At 73.6% G+C, this 20,583-nt stretch carries 9 protein-coding genes (1 of these 9 running past the window's edge); all 9 read left to right on the top strand.

What is annotated here, in order from left to right; all coding sequences use genetic code 11:
- Nucleotides 1-32: 32 nt before the first annotated feature.
- On the top strand, nt 33-380 hold the full coding sequence (locus tag FB388_RS25820; protein WP_142104743.1) for an NADH-quinone oxidoreductase subunit A: 348 nt from the start codon (nt 33-35) through the stop codon (nt 378-380).
- Complete coding sequence (locus FB388_RS25815; protein WP_142104742.1) at nt 371-1,423, top strand: hypothetical protein; 1,053 nt, start codon at nt 371-373, stop codon at nt 1,421-1,423. The genes FB388_RS25820 and FB388_RS25815 overlap by 10 nt, the downstream gene beginning before the upstream one ends.
- Nucleotides 1,416-2,351 (top strand): complex I subunit 1 family protein, encoded by a 936-nt coding sequence (locus FB388_RS25810; RefSeq protein ID WP_246122408.1) that lies wholly within the window; start codon nt 1,416-1,418, stop codon nt 2,349-2,351. The genes FB388_RS25815 and FB388_RS25810 overlap by 8 nt, the downstream gene beginning before the upstream one ends.
- Entirely contained in the window at nt 2,351-2,860 is a 510-nt protein-coding gene (locus tag FB388_RS25805; protein WP_142104741.1) for an NADH-quinone oxidoreductase subunit J, read from the top strand. Before FB388_RS25810 ends, FB388_RS25805 begins: the two co-directional genes overlap by 1 nt.
- Entirely contained in the window at nt 2,857-3,162 is a 306-nt protein-coding gene (gene nuoK, locus FB388_RS25800; RefSeq protein WP_142104740.1) for an NADH-quinone oxidoreductase subunit NuoK, read from the top strand. Before FB388_RS25805 ends, nuoK begins: the two co-directional genes overlap by 4 nt.
- A gap of 4 nt (nt 3,163-3,166) precedes the next feature.
- Nucleotides 3,167-4,996 (top strand): NADH-quinone oxidoreductase subunit 5 family protein, encoded by a 1,830-nt coding sequence (locus FB388_RS25795; RefSeq protein WP_142104739.1) that lies wholly within the window; start codon nt 3,167-3,169, stop codon nt 4,994-4,996.
- Between the two features lie 4 nt (nt 4,997-5,000).
- Nucleotides 5,001-6,503, top strand: a complete 1,503-nt coding sequence (locus FB388_RS25790; RefSeq protein ID WP_142104738.1) for a complex I subunit 4 family protein — start codon at nt 5,001-5,003, stop codon at nt 6,501-6,503.
- 5 nt (nt 6,504-6,508) lie between these two features.
- Nucleotides 6,509-7,933 (top strand): NADH-quinone oxidoreductase subunit N, encoded by a 1,425-nt coding sequence (locus tag FB388_RS25785; RefSeq protein ID WP_142104737.1) that lies wholly within the window; start codon nt 6,509-6,511, stop codon nt 7,931-7,933.
- A gap of 325 nt (nt 7,934-8,258) precedes the next feature.
- A protein-coding gene (locus FB388_RS25780; RefSeq protein WP_142104736.1) for a preprotein translocase subunit SecA crosses the window boundary here: on the top strand, nt 8,259-20,583 show its start. It continues 17,183 nt past the right edge of the window; only the first 12,325 of its 29,508 coding nucleotides appear in the window; its start codon is at nt 8,259-8,261; the stop codon falls past the right edge of the window.

Below are 20,583 nucleotides of genomic sequence, written 5' to 3'. Positions count from 1 at the left end.
ACACCCCATACCCGTATCGAGGAGGGACGGCCGTGGGTGAGTTCGGCCCGCTGCTCGTGGTGCTGCTCGTGGCCGGCGGTCTCGTGCTGGCGGGGTATGCGCTCGCGGCGCTGGTGGCGGTGCGGCCGCCGCTCGTCGTCGGGGCCTTCTCCGGCGGGCTGCCGCCGGGGGAGCACGCCGTCTCCCGGTTCCACGTGCGCTGGTACCCGGTGACGATGGTCTTCCTGGCCTTCGACATGGAGATGCTCTTCATGTACCCGTGGACGCTCGTCGTGTCGCGGGTGGGAGCCGCCGCGGTGATCGAGATGTTCCTGTTCCTCGCGATCCTGCTCGCCGGAGTGCTCTACGCCTGGCGCGAGGGGGCGCTGCGGTGGACCTGACCGCGCTCCTGCTGCGGATCGCGGCCCGGCGGCCGCACGTCCTCGTCGTCGCGGTACCCGGCGCCACGGGCGTGCGGCTCGCGCTCGAGGCCGCGCTCGCCCGCCGCGGCTGGCCGGTCGCGACCGGGCCGGCCGACGCCGATGTGCTGGCCGTCGCCGGCTCGCCGGGACCCGAGCTCGCGGCGGTGGTCTCGGCGGTGTGGGAGCAGGTCCCGGCACCGCGGGCGCGGATCGAGGTGCGGGAACCCCCGGAGGTCGACCAGCGCCTGGACGCGGCGGCCGCGCTCCTGGCCGATGCCGGGCACCAGCGCACCGACGTCGTGCCGGAGGCGCGCCGTGACGCGGGCGCTCACGCCGGCCACGGGGGCGAGGCCGAGCACGGGGCACCCCCCGAACACGCCGGCCACGTCGACCACGGTGGGCACCACGACCACCACCACGGCCACGGCGGGACGGTCGCCGGGTTGCCGATGGCCGAGCTGGGGCCCGACCGGGACGGATTGACGCTGGACCGCCTGCACGTCCCGCTCGGTCCGGTGCTGCCGGACTGGCCGGCGGGGCTGGTCGTGCGGGTGACGTTGCAGGGCGACGTGATCCAGGAGGCCTCCGCCGACGTTCTGGACGCCGGCCACGCGGTGCCGTTCGAATGGCCGAGCTCGGCGGCGCGCGAGCTCGACGGGCTGGCCCGGTTCCTGGGGGTCGCCGGCTGGCCGAGCGCGGCCGGGCAGGCGCGCCGGCTGCGCGACGCGGCGCTCTCCGGCGATCGGATCGAGACCGGGGCGGCCGTGCTGCTCCGTCGCATCCGGCGGTCCCGCACCCTGCGCTGGCTGATCAGGGGCATCCCGGCCGGTCCCACGGATGTGGCGGCGCTGCTGGAGGAGCGGCTGGCCGCGATCGAGGCGCCGTTGCGGGAACCGCAGCACGGGCACCACGCCGCGGAACGGCTGGGCGAGCTGCTGGTCGGAGCCGAGCTCGCGGCGGCCCGGCTGATCGTTGCGGCCGTGGACCCGGACGCGCGGCACGTGGGGGCCGGGCATGGGTGAGATGCCGGTCGTGCCGGAGCCGGCGGCGCTCCCGTGGTGGTGGGCGCTGCTCCTGCCGGTGCTGCTCGGGTTCGTCACGTGGTTGGTCCTGGTGGGGGACGCGGCGCTGTCCGGCGGGCGCGCCGCCTTCGCCGCTCCGGGTCGTGAGGCCGTCCGGCTGGTCGTCGGGCAGCGGCGCCGCACGGTCGCGGCCGACACGGTGCTGGGCCGCATCGGCGGCGGCACCCTGCCGGTGGCCGCGCTGCTGGCGGCGGCGGTCCTGCCGTTGGGGGAGCGCCCGGTGGCCGACCTCTCGGTCGGCGTCGTCTGGTTCAACGCCATGGAGGTGCTGGCGTGGGCCGCGGTGTGGATGGTCGGCTGGGGCTCCAACTCCGCGCTGGGCCTCGTCGGCGGCTACCGGTTCGTCGCGCAGGGCCTCGCCTACGAGCTGCCGCACATGTTCGCGATCATCACCGCCGCGCTGGGAGCGGAGAGCCTGCGCCTCACCACGATCGTCGACGCCCAGCGCGACCTCTGGTTCGTCGTGATCATGCCGGTGGCGTTCGCCGTGTACCTGGTGTCGGCGGCGGCGATGGCCTTCTGGGGCCCGTTCGACGCTCCGGTGGCTCGGGACGTCGCCGGGGGCGCGGCCGTCGAGCTGTCGGGTGTCGACCGGCTGGTGTTCGCGGGCGGCCGCTGGTTGCTGCTCGTCGTCGCCGCGGCCATGGCCGTGCCGCTCTTCCTCGGCGGGGGAGCGGGGCCGCTGTTGCCGGCGTGGGCCTGGGTGGCCGTCAAGACCGCGGCGGTGCTGGCGCTGCTGCTGTGGCTGCGCCACCGGTTCCCGACGGTGCGGATGGACCGCTACGTCGAGCTCGCCTGGGTGGTGCTGATCCCGCTGACGATCGCGCAGGCCCTGGCCGTGGCGCTGGTCGTGCTCGGAGGGGCCTGATGCTCGAGATCGTCCTGTTCTGGGTGCTCGCCGCGGCCGCGCTGGTGTTCGGGTACCTGGTGTTCCGGCTGGACTCGATGGCGCAGGTGACGTTCGCGCTGCTCGCGTCGTTCCTCGCCGTGGCCGGGCTCGTGCTCCTGCTCGGGCTCGGCTACCTCGGCGTCGTCATCGCGCTGATGATGGTCATCGAGATGGTGATCATGGCCGTCTTCATGATCATGTACATGATGAACCCGGCCGGGTTGATGCCGATGACGATGGTGCACAACAAGGTCGGGTCCGCGGCCATCGCGATCGGCACGTTCGTCGTGCTGGCGGCCGGGATCCTGCTCGTCGACTGGCCGGTCCGCGAGGGCGGCCCCGCGCCGGACCTGACGTTCGCGCTCGGCGAGGCGCTGATGGGCGGGCAGATGCTCACGATGATGACGCTCGGCGTGGGCCTGTTCGCCACGATCGTCGCCACCGTGTTGCTGTCCACCGGCCGCGGCCGGTACGGGGACGAACGATGACCCTGCAGCTGTTCCTGCTGCTCGCCGCCGGCCTGTTCGCGATCGGGCTCTACGGGGCGCTGTCCCAGCAGTCGATCGTGATGCTGATGATGGGTCTCGAGCTGATGCTGAACGGCGTCATCGTCGCCGCGGCCGCGTTCTGGTTCTACGTCTCGCCGGGCAGCACCGACGGCCAGGTGCTCATCGTCGTCGTGATCACCGCGATGGCGGTCGAGATGGCGGTCGGGTTCGCCGTCGTCACCGCCATCTACCGCGCCCGTCAGGTCGACATGACCGACGACGCCGCCGACCTGAAGGGCTGACCCGATGCTCTGGTGGCTGGTCGCGGTGCCGCTGCTCGGGGGCGCCGGGCTCTCCCTGGCGGGTCGCCGGGCCGATCGCGTCGCGCCGGCCGCCGGCCTGCTGGTCGCGGCCGCCGCGCTGGCCCTCGCGATCATCGCGGCGAGCACCCGCCCGGCCGTCGACGCGCCGCTCGTGGCCGGGATCCGCGCCGGGCTGGCGGTCGACGGGCTCTCCGCGCTGATGGTCGTCACCGTCGCCGGAGCGACGCTCGCCGTGCTTGCCTTCGCGGCCGGCGAGGCGGAGCTGCGGACCGCGCGGTTCGTCGGGTTCATGCTGCTGTTCGCCGGGGCGATGCTGGTGACGGTCACCGCCACCACGCTGGCCGTCCTGCTCATGGCCTGGGAGGTCATGGGCGCGATGAGCTGGGCGCTCGTCGCGTACCGGTGGCGGGAGCCGGAGTCGGTGCTCGCCGCGCACACGGCCTTCCTCACCACGCGGCTGGCCGACGTCGGCCTCTACGTCGCGGCCGGGGCCGCGCTCGCGGGCGGCATCGGCTCCCTGGCACTCGCCGACCTGCCTGCCGCGCGGGGGCCCTGGCTGCACGTCGTCGCCGCCGGGCTGGTCGTCGCGGCGCTCGGGAAGTCGGCGCAGCTGCCGTTCAGCTTCTGGCTGTCGCAGGCGATGCGCGGACCGAGCCCGGTCTCGGCGCTCCTGCACTCGGCCACGATGGTCGCGGCCGGGGCGTACCTGCTGCTGCGGCTGGCGCCGCTGCTCGCGGCATCCGGGTGGGCCGCCCCGACCGTGGCATGGGTCGGCGCGGCGACGGCCCTGCTGATGGGGCTGGTCGCGGTGGCGCAGACCGACCTCAAGCAGCTGCTGGCGGCGTCGACCTGCGCGCAGATCGGGTTCATGGTGCTCGCCGCGGGCGTCGGCGGCGTGGCAGGCGGGGCGCTGCAGCTGGTGGCACACGCCGCCACCAAGAGCCTGCTCTTCCTCGGCGCGGGTGCCTGGCTCGTCCTGCTCGCGACGAAGCAGCTCGGCGAGCTGCGCGGGGCAGCGCGGCGCTACCCCCTCGTCGGCGTGACGTTCACGGTGGGCGCGGCCTCCCTGGCCGGCCTCCCCCCGCTCTCCCTGTGGGTGACGAAGGACCTCGTCCTGGCCGCGGCACTGGAGCAGAGCACCGCCCTCTACGTCGTCGGCCTGGTTGCGGCGGTGATCTCGGCGGTCTACAGCGCGAAGGCGGTGTGGTGGATCTGGCAGCCCGAGGCCCCGCCCCCTTCCGACGAGCGGCGCGTTCGTCGGATAGGTACCGACGAACGCGCCGTTCGTCGGAACGGGGTGTTGCCGCTGAGCGGGCTCGCTGCGCTCGCGGCCCTGCTCGGGATCCCGGTGCTCGCCCGGGCGCCGGGCCTGTGGGAGCTCGAAGTTCAGGAAAGCCACTTTCCTGAACTTCTGTCCGGAGGCCTCGCAGTCGCCGCTGCCGCCGTCACCTGGCGCTTGGCGGGCCGCCGGATCGGCGCCCCGCCGCTGCTCGCGTCCTGGCTCGGGGTGGAGCGGCTCGCGCATGCCGTTGTCGTGCGGCCGGTGCTCGTCCTGGCCAGGGCCCTCGCCCGCTTCGACGACGTGCTCGACGGGGCCGTGAACGCGCTGGCGAGGGGGACCGTGGCGCTGGCGCGCGGGCTCGACCGGCGTGGCGAAGGGGCCGTCGACGGCGCGGTGCGCGGCATCGCCGACGGCGCGCGGGCGCTCGGCAGGCTCGCCCGGCGTCCCCAGACCGGGCAGGTCCACCAGTACTACGCCCAGGCGGCCGCTGCGCTCGCGGTCCTGGCCCTCGTCGTGATCGTCGTGAGGTGAGCCAGTGCTATCGGTGATCGTGTTCCTGCCCGCGGTGGTGGCCGCTGCCCTGCTGCTGGTGCCGGCCACCGCGCCGCGGCGGCTGTTCACCGGCGCGTGGGTGCTGGTGAGTGCCGTGGACCTCGCGCTGGTCGTCGCGGTGTGGCTCGCGCCCGGCAGCGGTTTCCGGTTCGAGGAACGGGTGGCCTGGATGCCGACGGTCGGCATCTCCTACCACGTCGGCGTCGACGGGCTGTCGCTCCCGCTCGTCGCGCTGACCGCGGTGCTCTTCCTGGCGTGCGCGGTGTTCGCCCTGCGTGAGAACCGCGGGGTGAAGAGCTACGTCGCGCTGTTCCTCGCACTGCAGACGGTGTCGCTGGGGCTGTTCGTCGCCCTGGACCTCATCCTCTTCTTCCTCTTCTTCGACCTGTCGATCGTGTTCATGTACTTCCTGATCGCAGGCTGGGGGCACGGCGAGCGGGCGCGCGCGGCGGCCCTGAAGTTCTTCCTCTACACGTTCCTCGGGTCGCTCGCCCTGCTGCTCGGCTTCATCGTGCTGTACCTCGCCGCGGAGCCGCACACGTTCGACGTCGTCGAGCTCGTCGCCGCCGACCCGCTCGCCGGCGGCGGGCCGGTGGCCGCGTTCGCGCTGCTCGCGATCGGGATCGGGCTCGCGGTGAAGACGCCGACCGTGCCGTTCCACACCTGGCTCCCGCCCGCCCACACCGAGGCGCCTGCCACGGGCTCGGCGATCCTCGCCGGGATCCTGCTGAAGATGGGCACGTACGGCTTCGTGCGGATCGCGATGCCGATCCTGCCCGGCACGTGGCGCCAGTACGCGGTGATCGCGGTCGTCGTCGGCGTCGTGTCGGTGCTCTACGGGGCACTGGTCGCGCTGGCCCAGACCGACATCAAGCGGATGATCGCCTACACCTCCGTGAACCACATGGGCTACGTGCTCCTCGGAGTCGGCGCGGCCGGGATCGTCACCGGCAGTGACGAGCAGGCCCGGCAGCTGGCCACCACCGGCGCGGTGACGCAGATGGTCGCGCACGGCCTCATCACCGGTGCGCTGTTCCTGCTCACCGGCGTGCTCCACGACCGTGGCCACACCTACGACATGGCCGCGTACTCCGGGCTCGCGGCTCGGATGCCGCGCTTCGCGGGCGTGTTCGCCGTGGCCGCGTTCGCCTCGCTCGGGCTCCCCGGGTTCGCCGGGTTCATCGCCGAGTTCCAGATCTTCACCGGCGCGTTGGCGTCGGCGCCGGTCGCCACCGCGCTGGCCGTCGTCGGCATCCTCGTCACCGCAGCGCTGTTCCTCCGCGCGCTGCAGCGCGTGTTCCTCGGCCCGGAACGCCTCCCGGACGCGCCGGGCACGCCGCGGCCGTTCGCCGACCTGCACGCCAGCGAGACCGCCGCGATCGTCCCGCTGCTGGTGCTCGCCACCGTGATCGGCGTGCTGCCCCGGTTCCTGCTCGACGTGATCGAGCCGGCGTCGCGCGCGCTCGTGGAGCTGGTCACCCGGTGAACGGCATGAACGAGAACCCGGCGGCGCTGCTGCCGGAGCTCCTCCTGCTCGGCGCGGCCGTCATCGGGCTGTTGCTGGGTGCCTGGCTGCCCCGCACCAGGCAGTGGCTCGTGCGGCTCCTCGCCGCGGCCGCGGCCGTTGCCGGGCTCGTCGCCACCGCCGTCGCCGCCACCCGGCCCGACGAGCTCGTGTTCGGCGCCGCATACGCCGTCGACACGCCCACCAACGTGACGCGTGCGATCGTGCTGGTCGCCGTCCTCGTGGCGCTGGCGCTCTCCGTCGACGCGACGACCGGGCACCGGCGCGAGACCGAGTTCGTGGTGCTGCTCCAGCTCGGCGCGCTGGGCACGGTCCTGCTCGCCGGCGCGAACGACCTCCTGCTGCTGCTCGCCGCCTTCCTGCTCGCCAGCGTGCCGTTCTACGCCCTCGCTGGCTGGGACGGGAGCGCGCTCGGCACCGAGGCCGCGCTGAAGTACTACCTGTCGGGGGCGTTCCTCGGCGTCGCGATGCTCACCGGCACGGCCATCCTCTATGGCGTCGGGCGAGCCACCGGATACGGCGCACTGCGAGAAGGGCTCGCCGCCGCGCCCGTCGCGGCGGCCGGAGTGGGTCTGGTCGCCGTGCTCGCCGGGCTGTTGTTCAAGATCGGTGGAGTACCGGGCCATTTCTGGGTTCCGGACGTCACCGACGGCACCCCGCCCGCCGTGGCCGCGATCGTCACCACGATTCCCAAGATCGGTGGCCTCGTGGCGATGTACCGGCTGCTGTCGGTCGCAGTTCCGGCGGACGCCCTCGATTGGCCGTTGCTGGTCGCCGTGCTCGCCGCCGGGTCGATGACGCTCGGCAATCTCGCAGCGTTCTTCCAGACCACGGTCCAGCGGCTCCTCGCGTATTCGACGATCAGCCAGGTCGGCTACCTGCTGATCGCCATCGCGGTCGCGGGCCGTTCCGATCTCGCGCAGCCGGCGCTGCTCTACTACGTCGCCGGATACGCCGTCACGAACCTCGGTGCGTTCGCCGTGGTGGCCGAGCTCCCGCACGCCCGCACGATCGAGGACTACCGCGGGATGGCGCGGCGGAATCCGGCGCTGGCCGGCGCGCTCGCCGTCTGCCTCTTCGGGTTGATCGGGACGCCGCCCACCGCGGTTTTCGTCGGGAAGCTCGTCGTGTTCACCGCCGCCGTCGACGGTGGGTTCGCGTGGCTCGCGATTCTCGCGATCGTCAACACGGTCGCGAGCGTCTTCTACTACCTGCGCTGGATCGTGCCCACCTTCCGCAGCGCCGACTCAGATCCGGCCGCGTTGCAGCCGGCCGGCACGTGGTCGGCCGTCACCGCCTACGCGTGCGCGGGCCTCGCGGTGCTCCTCGGGGTGCTGGGAGGGGTCGTCCTGCCACTGATGGCGACCCAGCCCCTCTCCACCATGCCCTGAGAATTGTGACGGGGACCACTCGCATCGCTTCACCTAAATGTCATGTAGAAGCCAGGCAGCAGTCATTCCGTGGGCGCCCGGCGTACGGGGAAAGCAGCCAACCTGGTGGCTGCCCTCACCGGGCCCGGCCGGTTGCTGACGACTCGCGACCGGCGGCCAGGCAGGGGCGTGGCATCGAGCCACGGCAGGTCGCTCGCCTCAGGCGCGACGTGTACCGATGGCCGCTGCCCGGACGTTCGCGTGCCGGTTCCCGGCCGCGAGTCCTCCTGGATCTGCCTTCCTCCTCCTCCTCCGCGTACAGCGGCCAACGTCTGGAGCTTCCGTCATGGGTCAGGTGTCAGTGCACGAGGGTGGGGCCGCCGGCCTCGCCCTGTGCGCTGACGTCGACGCCGTCCGGCTGCGGCTCTCGATGGCCGACAGGGCGTGGCGGGCGGTGCGGTGGCTGTGCACCCTCGCCGGTGCGGTCGCGGTGCTGTGGATCGGTGCGGCGTTCCTCGCGACGCCCGCGTCCGCGGCGGCGGTGGTGCCGGCGATGGCCGTCCAGCAGAGCCTGATGAAGGGAGGTGCGAGCAGCAGGCAGGGTGGCGATGGCGATGGCGACTCGGGCGGCGGGTCGGACAAGAAGTCCGGCAAGAGCGAGAAGAAGTCCGAGAAGTCCGATAAGAGTGAGAAGAAGTCGGACGACAAGTCCGAGAAGAAGTCGGACAAGAAGGAAGAGAAGTCCGACAAGAAGGACGACAAGAAGTCCGAGAAGTCGGAGAAGAAGTCCGGCGAGGATGGCAAGAAGTCCGAGAAGAAGGACGAGAAGTCCGAGAAGATGTCGGACAAGTCCGAGAAGAAGTCCGGCAAGGACGAGGAGAAGTCGGACAAGAAGTCCGATGAGAAGTCGGGCAAGGGCGAGAAGGCTGAGAAGTCGGAGAAGCCCGGGAAGTCCGAGAAGAAGAAGGACCGCGAGGAGTCCGACCGGCCGCGTGAGCGTGCGGAGTCGGGGGAGCGCGACGCCGGCGAGAAGGACGAGGCCGAGGAGCGTTCGGGTTCGGAACGCGGCGAGCGCGAGCGCGAGGCGAGCCGCAAGCAGGACGACTCGGCCGATCAGGATCAGGTGCGAAGCGACAGCCGCGATTCGGAGCGGCGCGATTCGGAGGACCGGAAGTCCGGGCAGCGGGAGTCCCTGGGGAGTGACTCCGCGCGGGACGACTCGGTCGGCGAGGGCGCGAATCGGGACCGCCGCGAACGCGCCGACTCCGACGGCGAGGATGGCGAGCACGCGCGCGGCGGGGCCGGCTCGAAGGACGACGACGCGGCCGAGCGCGGCGACGGCAAGGGTGTGCGCGAGGCCGTCCGGGAGCGGGTGCGCGAGGCGCTGGGTGAGGCGCGGGACAAGTCCGAGAAGGCCGGGGAGAAGGCTCGGAAGGCGGCCGAGGACGCCCTCGGCGACGCCGCCCGGACCGCGGATCGCGCGGACGGCGACGGCGGGAAGGACGCGCGCAAGAAGAAGGACGGCCGCGCCGGGCCCGACGGCGACGAGAACGCCGGCGCCGAGGACGAGGCGCGACGGTCGGCCAAGGAGCTCCGCGGGCGGGCGTCGAAGGCCGGCGACGACATCGAGGGCGCGGTACGGCGCCTGGCGAAGGATCTTGCCGGGAAGGCCGAGGACGCGCGGTCGGAGCGGGACCGTGACGGCGACGAGGCCGGCGAGGGCAACCGCTCGGCGAAGAAGGGCGACACCGGGGAGCGGCTACGGGGCGTAGTCAAGGAGCTGTCCGAGCGGGCGCGGAAGGCGCGCGCCGAGCGTGGGGACGACGAGGCGGAGTCCGGCCGTCGGGTGGCCGAGCGCGTCGCCGGTTCGGCGGGCGAACGCGGCTCGGGCAAGGCGCTGGCGGAGCTGGTGGAGCGCGCCGCTCGTTCGGGCGAGGACGACGGCGACCGTGGCGAGCGGGCCGGTCGTCGGGTGCAGGATCTGGTGGAGAAGGCGCGGTCGGAGGAGAAGAAGTCCGGTTCGGGGGAGCGCGCCGAGGAGTGGGCGGAGCTGGCCGGTGAGATCGCCGAGAAGGTCGGCTCGCGTCGTGGCGACGGCTCGGATGAGGCGGTGGGCAAGAAGGCTGACCGGGCTTCGTCGGAGTTGCGGCGTGCGGTGTCGGAGCGGATCGAGTCCGCGCTGGCCGGCGACGACAAGGGCAAGGGCAAGGGCAAGGGCGAGAAGGGCCGGCGTGGGGATGTGCGGCGCCTGGTCGAGCGGGCCGGTGAGCTGGCCCGCGACGTGGCGATTGGCAAGGTCGACGGGGATGTCGGCAAGACGGTCAAGAGCCTGGTGCGCGACGCCGCCCGGGTGGCCGGCGAGCACGGCCGCGTCTCCGATGAGGATGTGAAGCGGGTCGACGAGGCCGAGGCCGAGGATGGGAAGGCCGCGGCGAAGCTGTTGGCGTCGGGTGATGAGGGTCAGGTGAAGAAGGCCCTGGCCGGGATGGACGCCGACGAGCGTGAGCAGTTGTGCGGTGAGGATGGTTGCTCGTCGCGTGAGGTGTCGAAGTTGTCGTCGCGGGAGTTGTCCGACACCCGTTCCCGCGCGCCCCCACGCGATGAGGACGACGAGGACGGGTGGGAGTCCGAGGATTCGTCGGAGCGGACCGAGCGGGTGCTCGAGGACCGGATCAAGGTCGACAGCAGTGAGAAGAAGCTCGAGCAGACGAAGAAGGATGTCGCGTCGGGCAAGGCCAGCAAGGCTGACTACGACAAGCAGGTCGCCGCGCACCAGAAGTTGCAGCAGCAGTACGAGTCGGAGCGCGCGGAGCTGTCGCAGGACCGGGCGGAGTTGGTCGACGAGGTCGTCGATGGGCACAAGAAGCTCGATGACGGTGAGAAGAAGCTGAAGGCCGAGGAGAAGAAGGTTGCCTCGGGTGAGGTGAGCGCGGCTGCGCACAAGAAGAACGTGAAGGCGTTCGAGAAGCAGCGTGATGAGGTTTACGAGTCCACCGACGAGTTGATGGATGCCACCGACCGGCACGTGGAGACGGTGTCGGAGGACGACCTGGACGGTGAGGGCGCCGCTGCGGGTTGTGGTTCGGATGGGGCGTTCACCGCGTGCGGGTCGGCGTCGGAGTCCGCGGACGGGAAGCGGGACTCGGAGCGGAAGGTGTGCCTGTCGGGGGTGTCCTCGGGGTGCGGCGCGTCCTCGGAGTCGGGTGGGTCGAAGGCCGAGGCGTCCTGTGACACCACGGGTTGTGGGAGTAGTGCGTCCAGCCGTGGCGTCGACGGTGAGATCACGAAGGCGTCCGCGCGGTGCGAGGGCGCGGCGAGCGGGTGCGGGCAGTCGAGTCGCGCGGATCGGGATGGCGCGTCGGCGGAGTGCGAGTCCGGTGGCGGGTCGTGTCGCAGCGAGAGTTCCGGGCCGGCCCGGGACGGGGCGGCGCCGGCGGACCCGAGGCGAGCGGACGCGGCGGCGGAGTCTGTGCAGCGGCGGACGGCCGCGCGGGCGGCGTGCACCGGGGCGTGTGGCACCGACTCCTACGCCGACCGCGAGGGCGCCGAGGCCGGTTGTGACACCGCGGGTGGCAGCTGTGACAGCAGCAGCACCGGGTCGGGCAGCGAGCGCCCGGCGGCCCAGGCGGCCTCCGCCGCCGCGGAGGACAACGACCAGGCGCGCCGGCAGGGCAGCAGCACCGCGCACTGCGAAGGCGCGGGTGGGTGCGGCACGCGCAGCAGCGTGGACCTTGGTGACGAGGACTCCACCGACGAGGTCGTCGCCGATGCCGGGGTGGACTGCAGCGGCAAGTGCACCGGGTCGGCGAGCAGCACCACCGACGCCGGCCACAAGACCGGTACCGACACCACGGCCGCGGGCAAGGCGGCTGCTGCGAAGCGGGGTGGGCCGGAGTCGGCCACCAACGGCAAGGCGGAGTGCGCGGTCTCTGGTGGCGGCTGCTCGACCCGTAGCCAGTCCGGCGCCGACGACGAGGACTCGGCCGGTAGCGCGGGTCGCAGTGACGCGGTGGTCGAGGTCGACTGCGAGGCGGGCTGCAGCGGCACCGGCACCACCAGCACCGCGGGCAGCGGGCGTGGGGTGGCTGCGGGGGCGGAGCGCAAGAGCTCGGGTAGCGCGTCGTGTGAGTCGGCGGGCAGCGGCTGTGAGGCTTTCAGCAGCACCGAGGTGGACAGCCAGGCCGGCGAGCAGGACGACTGGCGGGCGAGTCTGTCCGGCGCGGTGCGGCCCGCGTCGCTGACCGATGGCGATGCCACCGCGTCCAGCTCGGCCGGCGCGAACCTGGACTGCGACACCGCGGGCTGCAGCGGGAAGGCGTCCAGCGCCACCACCGGCACCGTGACCGGCACCCCGGCGACCGCGGGTGCGGGTGCGCCGGTGCGCACCACCAAGGCTTCCTCCTCGTGTGAGGCGAAGGCCGGCGGCTGTGGGGTCGAGTCGAACTCGCAGGTGTCCGACCGCGCTACGGAGCCGTCTTGGAACGAGCTGACCGGCGCCGTGAAGCCGGCCACCCGGGAGTTGACCGCTTCCAGCACGGCCGGGGCCGAGACGGTGTGCGCGGCCGCCAGCTGTGTGGCGTCGGGTAAGAGCAGCACCTCCGGTGGCGCCTCGGGTGACGTCAAGGGTGTGCGCGACTCCGCCGGTACCTCGTCCTGCACCGCGCACGGCGCGGGTGGGAGCTGCTCGACCGCGGCGGACACCACGGTGGCCGATCGGGACCCGGCCGAGGCCGACCCGGCGTCCGGGGCGGCGGTGGTGTCGGGTCCGGTGAGCGTGTCGCACGCGACCGGCTCGGTGCACTGCTCCGGTGCGGCCACCGAGTGCGGCGGCTCCGCGTCGAGCTCGACCAGCGCCCGCGACACCGCGGTGAGCCCGCACGCCCGCGGCACCTCCGCCACCACCGAGTGCACGGTGACCGCCGGTGGCTGTGCCGGGGAGACGTCCTCGGCCGCCTCCAGCGCCCCGGACTTCGTGGCGGTGGACCCGAACACAGGCAAGCCGCTGCCGGGGCAGTCCCTGTCGGGTCCGTCGTCGACCTCGACCTCGTCGGCGAGCCTGGCCTGCGAGGCGGGCACGGCCTGTTCGGGTTCGGTGCGCACCACCACCACAGCGTGGGATGGTGCGGTGGCGAACGGGACGCCGCGCAGGTCGGAGGGCAAGGCCTCCTGCACCGGTGGCACGGGTGGTTGCCAGGTGCAGTCGGTGTCCACGGCCTCGACCGGGCCGGGTGCGGCGCTGGCGCTGTCGGCCGCCCCGCAGGACGGCAAGGCGCAACCCGTGAACACCGCCCGGATGCCGGCGGGTCCGTCGGCCGCGTCGGCCGCGGGTGCCTCCCTGCTCTGCGAGGGTCAGGCGGCCTGCACCGGGAAGGTGACCAGCTCGGCCTCGGCGACCGACCCGAGTGTGTCCCCCGAGCCGCGCGGTTCCCGTTCCGAGGGCTCCTGTGAGGGTGTCTCGGGCGGGGTGTGCCAGGCGGTCACCAACTCCGGTGCCTCGTCCGGTCCGGACGCGAACGTGATCGCCCCGCTGGTGCAGGCCCGCTCGACCGCGAACGCGACCGTGTCCTCGGAGACGACCGGGGATCAGGTGCCGGCCGAGGAGCAGGGCACGGGTCAGGACCAGCCGGTGACCCCGCCCGCACCGACCGCGCCGGGTTCGTCCGCGAACTCGGGTGGGCCGACGGTCCCGGGCGCCTCGAGCTGGACGATGGCCTCAGCGACGATGGACTGTGCCTCCGGCACGGTGTGCACGGGTACGGCGCGCACTTCGGTGACCGGCGGTGATGGACCGTCGGCGGTGAACGACGGAAACGGGGCGCGCGGCCCACCGGAGGGTGTCTCCACCAGCAGCGCTACCTGCACCAGCGGCCAGTCCGGTTGCCGGGCGCAGACCAGCTCGACCGCGGGCTCCGGCCAGGTCGTGGCCGACATCGTCGCGGAGCAGCAGAACGAGGCAGCGAAGCAGGCTGAGACGCAGGCCACCGAGGCCGAGCGGCTCGCCGCGCAGGCTGCGAAGGTCGCCGCCCGCCCGGGCGCGACCGCCGCACAGAAGAAGACCGCCGCCGACGCCGCCAAGACTGCGGCCGAGGCACGCAAGACCGCCACTGAGGCCGCGGAGCTGGCCGCGAAGCCGGTCACCGACGCGCCCGCCGCGATCTCCCAGTCCTCGGCGATGGCGCAGTGCACCGGACCGGGCTGCACCGCCACCACCACCGGGGCCACCTCCGGCCTGGCCGGCAAGTCGCGCACGGACGCGAGCTGCACCGCCGCCGCGGGCGGGTGCGCGGTGGCCAGCGACGCCGCCACCACGGTCGAGCGCAATGCCGGGCAGACGGAAGGCAAGAAGCCGAAGACGATCCCCGGCTCCACCGGCACCGGCCGGTCCGGTTCGCAGGTCGTCTGCCCCGATGCCGGCTGCACCGGCACCGTGCACGGGTCCGCCGAGGCGAGCGCCGCGCAGGACGGGCGCCGCACCCGCAGCACGGCCACCGGCTCCGCGGGGTGCGACGGCAAGGCCCCCTGCCAGGCGCAGATCTCCGCAGGCTCGACCACGACGATCTCGGTCGCCGACGACGGCGGGTCGGTCAACACCAGCGCCTACGTGTCCGCCGCCTGCGACAACGGCAGCAAGGCGGGTTGCGCCACCCGCACGTCCTCCTCCACCGAGACGATCGGGGCGGACGGCGTGCGCGCCCTGGCGACGGCGACGTGCGCGACCGCGGGCGCCTGCCAGGCCGGAACGAGCGGCACCGCCGCCGAGGACATCGCCGAGGTGATGGCGAGCTGCGCCGGTACCGGCTGCCGCACCCACACCGAGGGCACCGCCCGGGCCGCGGGCGAGGGCGTGGTGCACACGGCCCGGTCGGCGTCGGACTGCACCGCGGGGACGAACGGCCGGTGCGCGGGGTCGAGCCAGGTCGCCACGAACGAGACGGTGGCGCAGGCGTCGGCCGCGTGCTCCGGTAGCGCGGGTTCGACCTGCTCCTACTCCTACCGCGCCGAGAGCCACGCGAAGGCAGCGGGCGCCCGGGGTGACGCGGTCGGGTACGGCAGCGGTGCCGAGGGCAGCGGCAACGCGATGACGAGCGCGTCGGCCGCGAGCACGGCGACGACCGCGCAGGCGTCGGCGTCCTGCGCCGGCAGCGCCGGGACGAACTGCTCGTACTCCTACCGGGCGGAGAGCCACGCGTCCGCGCGCGGCGCGTCCGCGGACGCGGTCGGGTTCGGGAGCGGGACCTTCGGCGGCGGCTACGCGATGACCAGCGCGATGGCCGCGAGCACGGCGACGACCGCGCAGGCGTCGGCGTCCTGCGCCGGCAGCGCCGGGACGAACTGCTCGTACTCCTACCGCGCGGAGAGCCACGCGTCCGCGCCCGGCGCGTCCGCGGACGCGGTCGGCTTCGGGAGTGGCACGTTCGGCGGCGGCTGGGTCATGACGAGCGCGACGGCGCAGAGCGGTGACGGGTTCGCCCAGGCGTCCGCGTCGTGCACGGGAAGCGCCGGCACGTCGTGCAGCCACCACTGGGAGGTGACGGCGTCGGACTACGCGTCCGATCCGTCGGGCACGTGGGCGAAGGCCTACGCGCACGACTCCGGCGGCGGTGGCATGGGCAGCAGCGGCGGCTGGGTGATGGCGAAGGCCGAGGCCGGGCCGTGGGGCGCGTACGCGTCGGTCAGCTGCTCGAACATGTCGCACTGCCAGAAGAGCTACTCCGCTGGCGCATCGGTCGCCGTCAGCTGGATCGCCCAGCAGCACGGCCTCCGGCAGGACGAGATCACCGCGTTCGGCACGAAGTCCGGGGTCTGCTCGGGCACGTCGGGCAGCGGGTGCGGCGTGCTCAGGTCGGGTGGCGGCCTGCAGTGCACGGGCGACTGCTCGGGGTACCGCGAGTGGGTCCACGACGTGTCCTACAAGGTCACGAAGCTCGCCACCTGCACGACCAACCCGAGCGCCTGCCAGGCCAGCGGCACCGGGGGCGACGGCAAGCCGATCCCGATCGACAAGATGGGGGTCGAGGACAGCGGGGCCGAGGCCGGCTACATCGGCAAGGACGGCAAGTTCGTCCCCGAGGGCGAGCCGATCCCGGACGGTGCGGTGCCCGGGGTGCGGATCAAGGAGGCGGGCCAGAACGCGGCGGACTCGAAGATCCAGCCGTGCCCGAACGGGTGCAGCGTCGGCTCGGACAAGGGCCCGCGGGCGAGCTACGACCCGAACGCCGCTGCGAGCAGCCGGTTCGTCGTCCAGAACCCCGTCGAGCCCGGCTCGGGGAAGCGTGACGAGGCCGGCAGCGAGTCGCACGCGCGGATCAGCCGTGACGCCGAGGGCAACGGCCAGGCCTGGGTGCGCGGCCGGGGCTACATCGTCAACGGCCGCACGCAGGAGCGGACCGACTTCCACAACGTCGCGCCGGACGTCACCAACACCATGCGGCTCACCGACCGCAAGGGCTCGCCCTTCACGTCGGCCGACGCCGCCGGCAAGACGACCCGGCTGACGACGGGGCTGCCCGACGGGCAGGGCCACATCTCCTACACCGGCAAGCCGGTGCAGATCCCCGGTCAGCCGAAGGGCGAGCTCGGCACCGACAGCCTGGACGTCCGCAGCGCATGGGTCGAGATCACCGGCCGGGACGGGAACCTGAACCCGGCCCACTTCCGCTTCGACGGCACGGGCCGCTTCTCCTCGGCCGAGGGCGACATCCTCTCCAGCCCGACCGGCATGGCGAAGGGCAAGGTCGACATCGCCACCCGCAACGGCGACGGGCTCGGCGGCTCCATCCTCCTCAACGGCTGGGGCACGGTGACCTCCGCCGAGGGCGCGCAGCTGGAGTGCTACGGCTGCGAGGGCGCGCACTACATGCCCACCGAGAAGGGCGGGGGTGGGATCACCACCTGCAAGGTCGGCCCTGGTGGCAGCTGCAACGGCGTCGGCGCCATGTGGAAGGGCGGCCAGGACTTCCAGACCATCTCGGTCCGTCCCGGCGGGAAGGGAGACGCCGAGTTCGTCCAGTTCCTGCGTGGTGCCGACGGCAGCGGCGGCGGTGCGGTCGCCTTCGTCAACGGCGACGGCGAGGCCAGGGGCCGGGACGCGTTCGGCAACTGGGTGCAGACGAGCGGCAAGGGCGGCCGCACCGGGCTGCTGTACGCCGAGGAGGACGGCTACAACAAGGGGCAGTCGTGCGTGGCGGGCGAGGGCGGCAGCTGCAGTGGCTCCGAGCCCGTCGAGCGCAGGCTGGAGTGGGTCGAGCCGAGCGAGGACGTCACCAAGGCGCTGGGGATGCTCGGCACCGAGGAGGGGAAGCGCCCGCCGGGCTTCATCGGTCCGATCGCCCTCGACGGGTCGAAGACCCTGCTCGACCGCGGGAAGGCGGCGTTCGCGTTCACCCGGGACCAGGGACACCTGCGCTGGATCGCCGAGGACGGCAACGAGAAGGCGCAGTCGGTCAGCCAGGCGTTCGCCGATGCGAAGAAGGGCGGCATCACCCAGGACGAGGCGAACGAGCTCGCCCGGCAGATCAACGCGCTCGACCCCAAGACCCGCGAGCGCCTCGGGCGGACCACGGACGCCCTCGACACGGTGCTCAGGGTCAAGGGCACCCAGCAGAGGTCCGTGCAGGACGTCGAGCGCCAGCTCGCCGAGAACCCCCAGCTCGTCGCCAACCTCCTCGGCAACCCGGGGCTGGCGAAGGACTCGGGGTGGAAGCCGTCCCGGGACGACCTGGACCGCGCCCGCAACATCGTGCTCGACCAGCAGGAGCGCTCTCGCGAGGCCACCGAGAGCCTCGGCACCTTCACGTCCCGCCAGGACGCGCTCGACCGGCGGCAGCAGGCCTACGACCAGGCCCTCGCCGACTACTACGCCGGCCGCGGCGGCAGCTACGAGGACCTCGAGAAGGAGCGCCAGGCGATCAACGCCGAGGCCTCCGCGCTCGCGAAGGACCGGGCGCCGTACCTGAGCGCGCTCGACGACTCGCAGTCCGTGCTGCGCAAGTACGACACGTACGCAGCGGGCGTGGCGAACGACCCGGCCTACGCGGGCAACATCGCGCTCGCCCGGCAGAACCTCGACGCGGTCGCCGGGGTCGTCGAGGCGCTGCCCGCGCCCACGACGAAGGAACAGCTGGCCACCGCGACCACGATCGCGACGTTCAGCGACGCGGTCCGGATGGGGTACGAGGCCGCCATCGAGGCGCCGCGGCCGCCCACGAACCGGCTCGGCGACATGCGCCTGCCCTCGACGGGCTCGGCGGACGTCCCCCTCGCGCTGCGGTCGGCCGCCGCGTACGAGTACATCAAGAAGGTCGCAGACGACGCGAACAGCCCGTTCGCGAACCTGAACCCCGACCAGCTGTCCAACATCGCCGCATCCTGGACCTACGGCGACCGCGACCCGCGCACGATGAAGGACTTCGAGGTCGCGGGCCTGCGCAGCACCCCGGCCACCGCCGACCAGGTCGCCGGGCTGCTGCTCGGGTGGTCGGGCGACCCGGGCTACGGGGAGCGCAAGGACGCGATCCTCCGGCAGATCAACCAGAGCTGGCTGCGCAAGGACGTCGGGTCGGTCCTGTCCGACGACGAACGCGAGCGGCTCGGCGACATGGTCAACGAGCACGACCCGAAGAGCGTCATGGGCTTCTTCGAGTTCATGCTCGACGGCGCGCACTGGACGACCGCGGAGTCGGTCCGGCTGTACGACAAGAAGTTCGGCGCCGGCACCGACGACTTCGGGCGCAACCTGGGCCGCGACGCCGTCACCATCGGTGCCGGCCTGCTCTCCCTGCCGGGCACGGTGATCGGCGGCGGGGTCGTCGAGGCGAAGAGCCGCGTCGACAGCGAGGGCTGGGGCGCGGCGCTGTACCTGTCGCCGGTGACCGGCATCCCCCGCCTCGTCGACTCGATGGTCAACCCGGGCGACTACTTCGAGCAGCCCCGTAAGCAGGGCGAGACCGACGCTGAGTACTACAACCGGGTCGCGCCGCTCACCGGGAGCATGCTCCGCACCCCGATCGCGAACGCGACGAACAGGTGGTTCGGCGACGGCTCGGCGGCGAAGGACTACCACGACCGCCCGCTCGTCTCCCTGCTGGAGGACGCGACCCCGATCCTCCTCGTCGCGGGCCCGGTCGCCGCGGGCTTCCGCGGTGCCTCCGTGGCGTCGGCGGCCCGCGCCTCGGCGGCGCGGGCGGGCCTGGCCCGGGTCACCGCGCTGCGCGAGACCCCCGCCAACCTGTCGCTGGCCCGCTCCCTGCAGGCGGACATCGCCCGGTTGGACCGCCAGGCGATGCGCTACGACGTGATCAGCCGGGTGGCGAACGTCCCGCTGCAGGTGACGGCGGCGCCGTTCAAGGTGGCCGGCCTTCCGGTGCGTGCGGCGGCGGCGGGCATCCGGGCGGTGGCGGCGCCGGCTGCGCGCGGGGTGGCGGCGGCGAGCAGGGCGGCGGGCATGCGGCAGCTGGTCGGCACGGTGCTCGGCCGGCCGACCGCCGGGATGTGGGGGAGGACCTCCAGCGCGCTCGACGGCGCGGCCACCCGGCTCGGCCGGACCGCCGAGTGGGGCCGGCTCACCGCCCGGTACGGGATCTTCGGCAAGAACGGCGAGCGCGCCGCCCACCGGGACATCGGGGCTCGCAGGCTCGCGACCGACGAGGCGATCGAGACGGCCTACAACGCCCGGGTGGCCCGGGTCGAGCGCGGCGGGCAGGCGGGCGACCCCGTGCGCGCGGCACGGTTGGAGCGCATCGAGCGTTCGCTGCACGTCGTCCAGCAGCGCCGGGCCGCGGCCGTGCTGCGCAACGCCGGGCGCGACCGGATGCTCGCCGACCAGATCGACGTCCTGCTCGAGATGCGCGGCAACACCCCGCTGACGGTCGCGTCGCTGGCCCGCGAGCTGGGGGTCGGCAAGGGCGCGGTGCGGGCCGCCCTGGCCAGGGAGATGGCGGAGGGGGCCGGGCTCGGCAACGGTCCGCGGGTCGGGCTCGCCCGCAACGGCCGGACTGCCGTCGCGGTCCGGCCGGCGGGCGGGGAGACCGCGCTGGCGCGCTACCAGCGCTTCCTCGCCGACGAGATCGACGCGCGGATCGCGGACGGCGGCCACGCCGCCGTCACGGTCGCGGCGCTGGCCCGCGAGCTGGGTGTCAAGAAGTCCGCGGTCCGCGCGGCGCTGAACCGGGACGCCGCCGTCCGCGGCGAGCTCGGAGCCGGGCCGCGGGTCCAGCTGGTGCGCGACCGCAACGGCACCGTGTGGGCGCAGCGGCCGGAGCCGGGCCTGGCGCCCGACGGCGCCGTCGCGGGTCCCGTACGGCCCGCCCCGCCGCGGGCCACACCGGCCCAGCGCGCCCTCGCCGAGCAGGTCGACGCGGCGCTCGTCGCGCGGGGCGACGGCCCCGTGACGGTCGCCTCGCTGGCCCGCGACCTCGGCGTCAAGAAGAGCCAGATCCACGATGCGCTGCGCGCGGACGCGCGGGACCGGGCCGGCGCCGGTGCCGGCCCGCGCACCGAGGTCGTGCGCGACGCAGCCGGGACGGCACGGGTGCAGCGCCCCGACCGGGACGGGCCGGCAGGCGAGCCCGAGCCGGGCGCACCTCCCGGTGGCAGCGGCGGCCGGCCCGAGGGGGTGCCTCCGGGCTCCTCGGCCGGCGGTGCGCGGACCCAGGCCGGGTCGACCGGCGACG

This window comes from Pseudonocardia cypriaca (assembly GCF_006717045.1).
Taxonomy (GTDB): Bacteria; Actinomycetota; Actinomycetes; order Mycobacteriales; family Pseudonocardiaceae; genus Pseudonocardia; species Pseudonocardia cypriaca.
Note: the sequence above shows the minus strand (reverse complement) of the source record. Positions and strands in the feature narration are given on the sequence as shown.

Excerpts from the sequence above, each read along its gene's own strand:
- FB388_RS25795 (WP_142104739.1), top strand. The coding sequence starts at position 3,167 with ATGCTCTGGTGGCTGGTCGCGGTGCCGCTGCTCGGGGGCGCCGGGCTC.
- FB388_RS25785 (WP_142104737.1), top strand. The coding sequence starts at position 6,509 with ATGAACGAGAACCCGGCGGCGCTGCTGCCGGAGCTCCTCCTGCTCGGC.
- FB388_RS25810 (WP_246122408.1), top strand. The coding sequence starts at position 1,416 with ATGGGTGAGATGCCGGTCGTGCCGGAGCCGGCGGCGCTCCCGTGGTGG.
- FB388_RS25805 (WP_142104741.1), top strand. The coding sequence starts at position 2,351 with ATGCTCGAGATCGTCCTGTTCTGGGTGCTCGCCGCGGCCGCGCTGGTG.
- nuoK (WP_142104740.1), top strand. The coding sequence starts at position 2,857 with ATGACCCTGCAGCTGTTCCTGCTGCTCGCCGCCGGCCTGTTCGCGATC.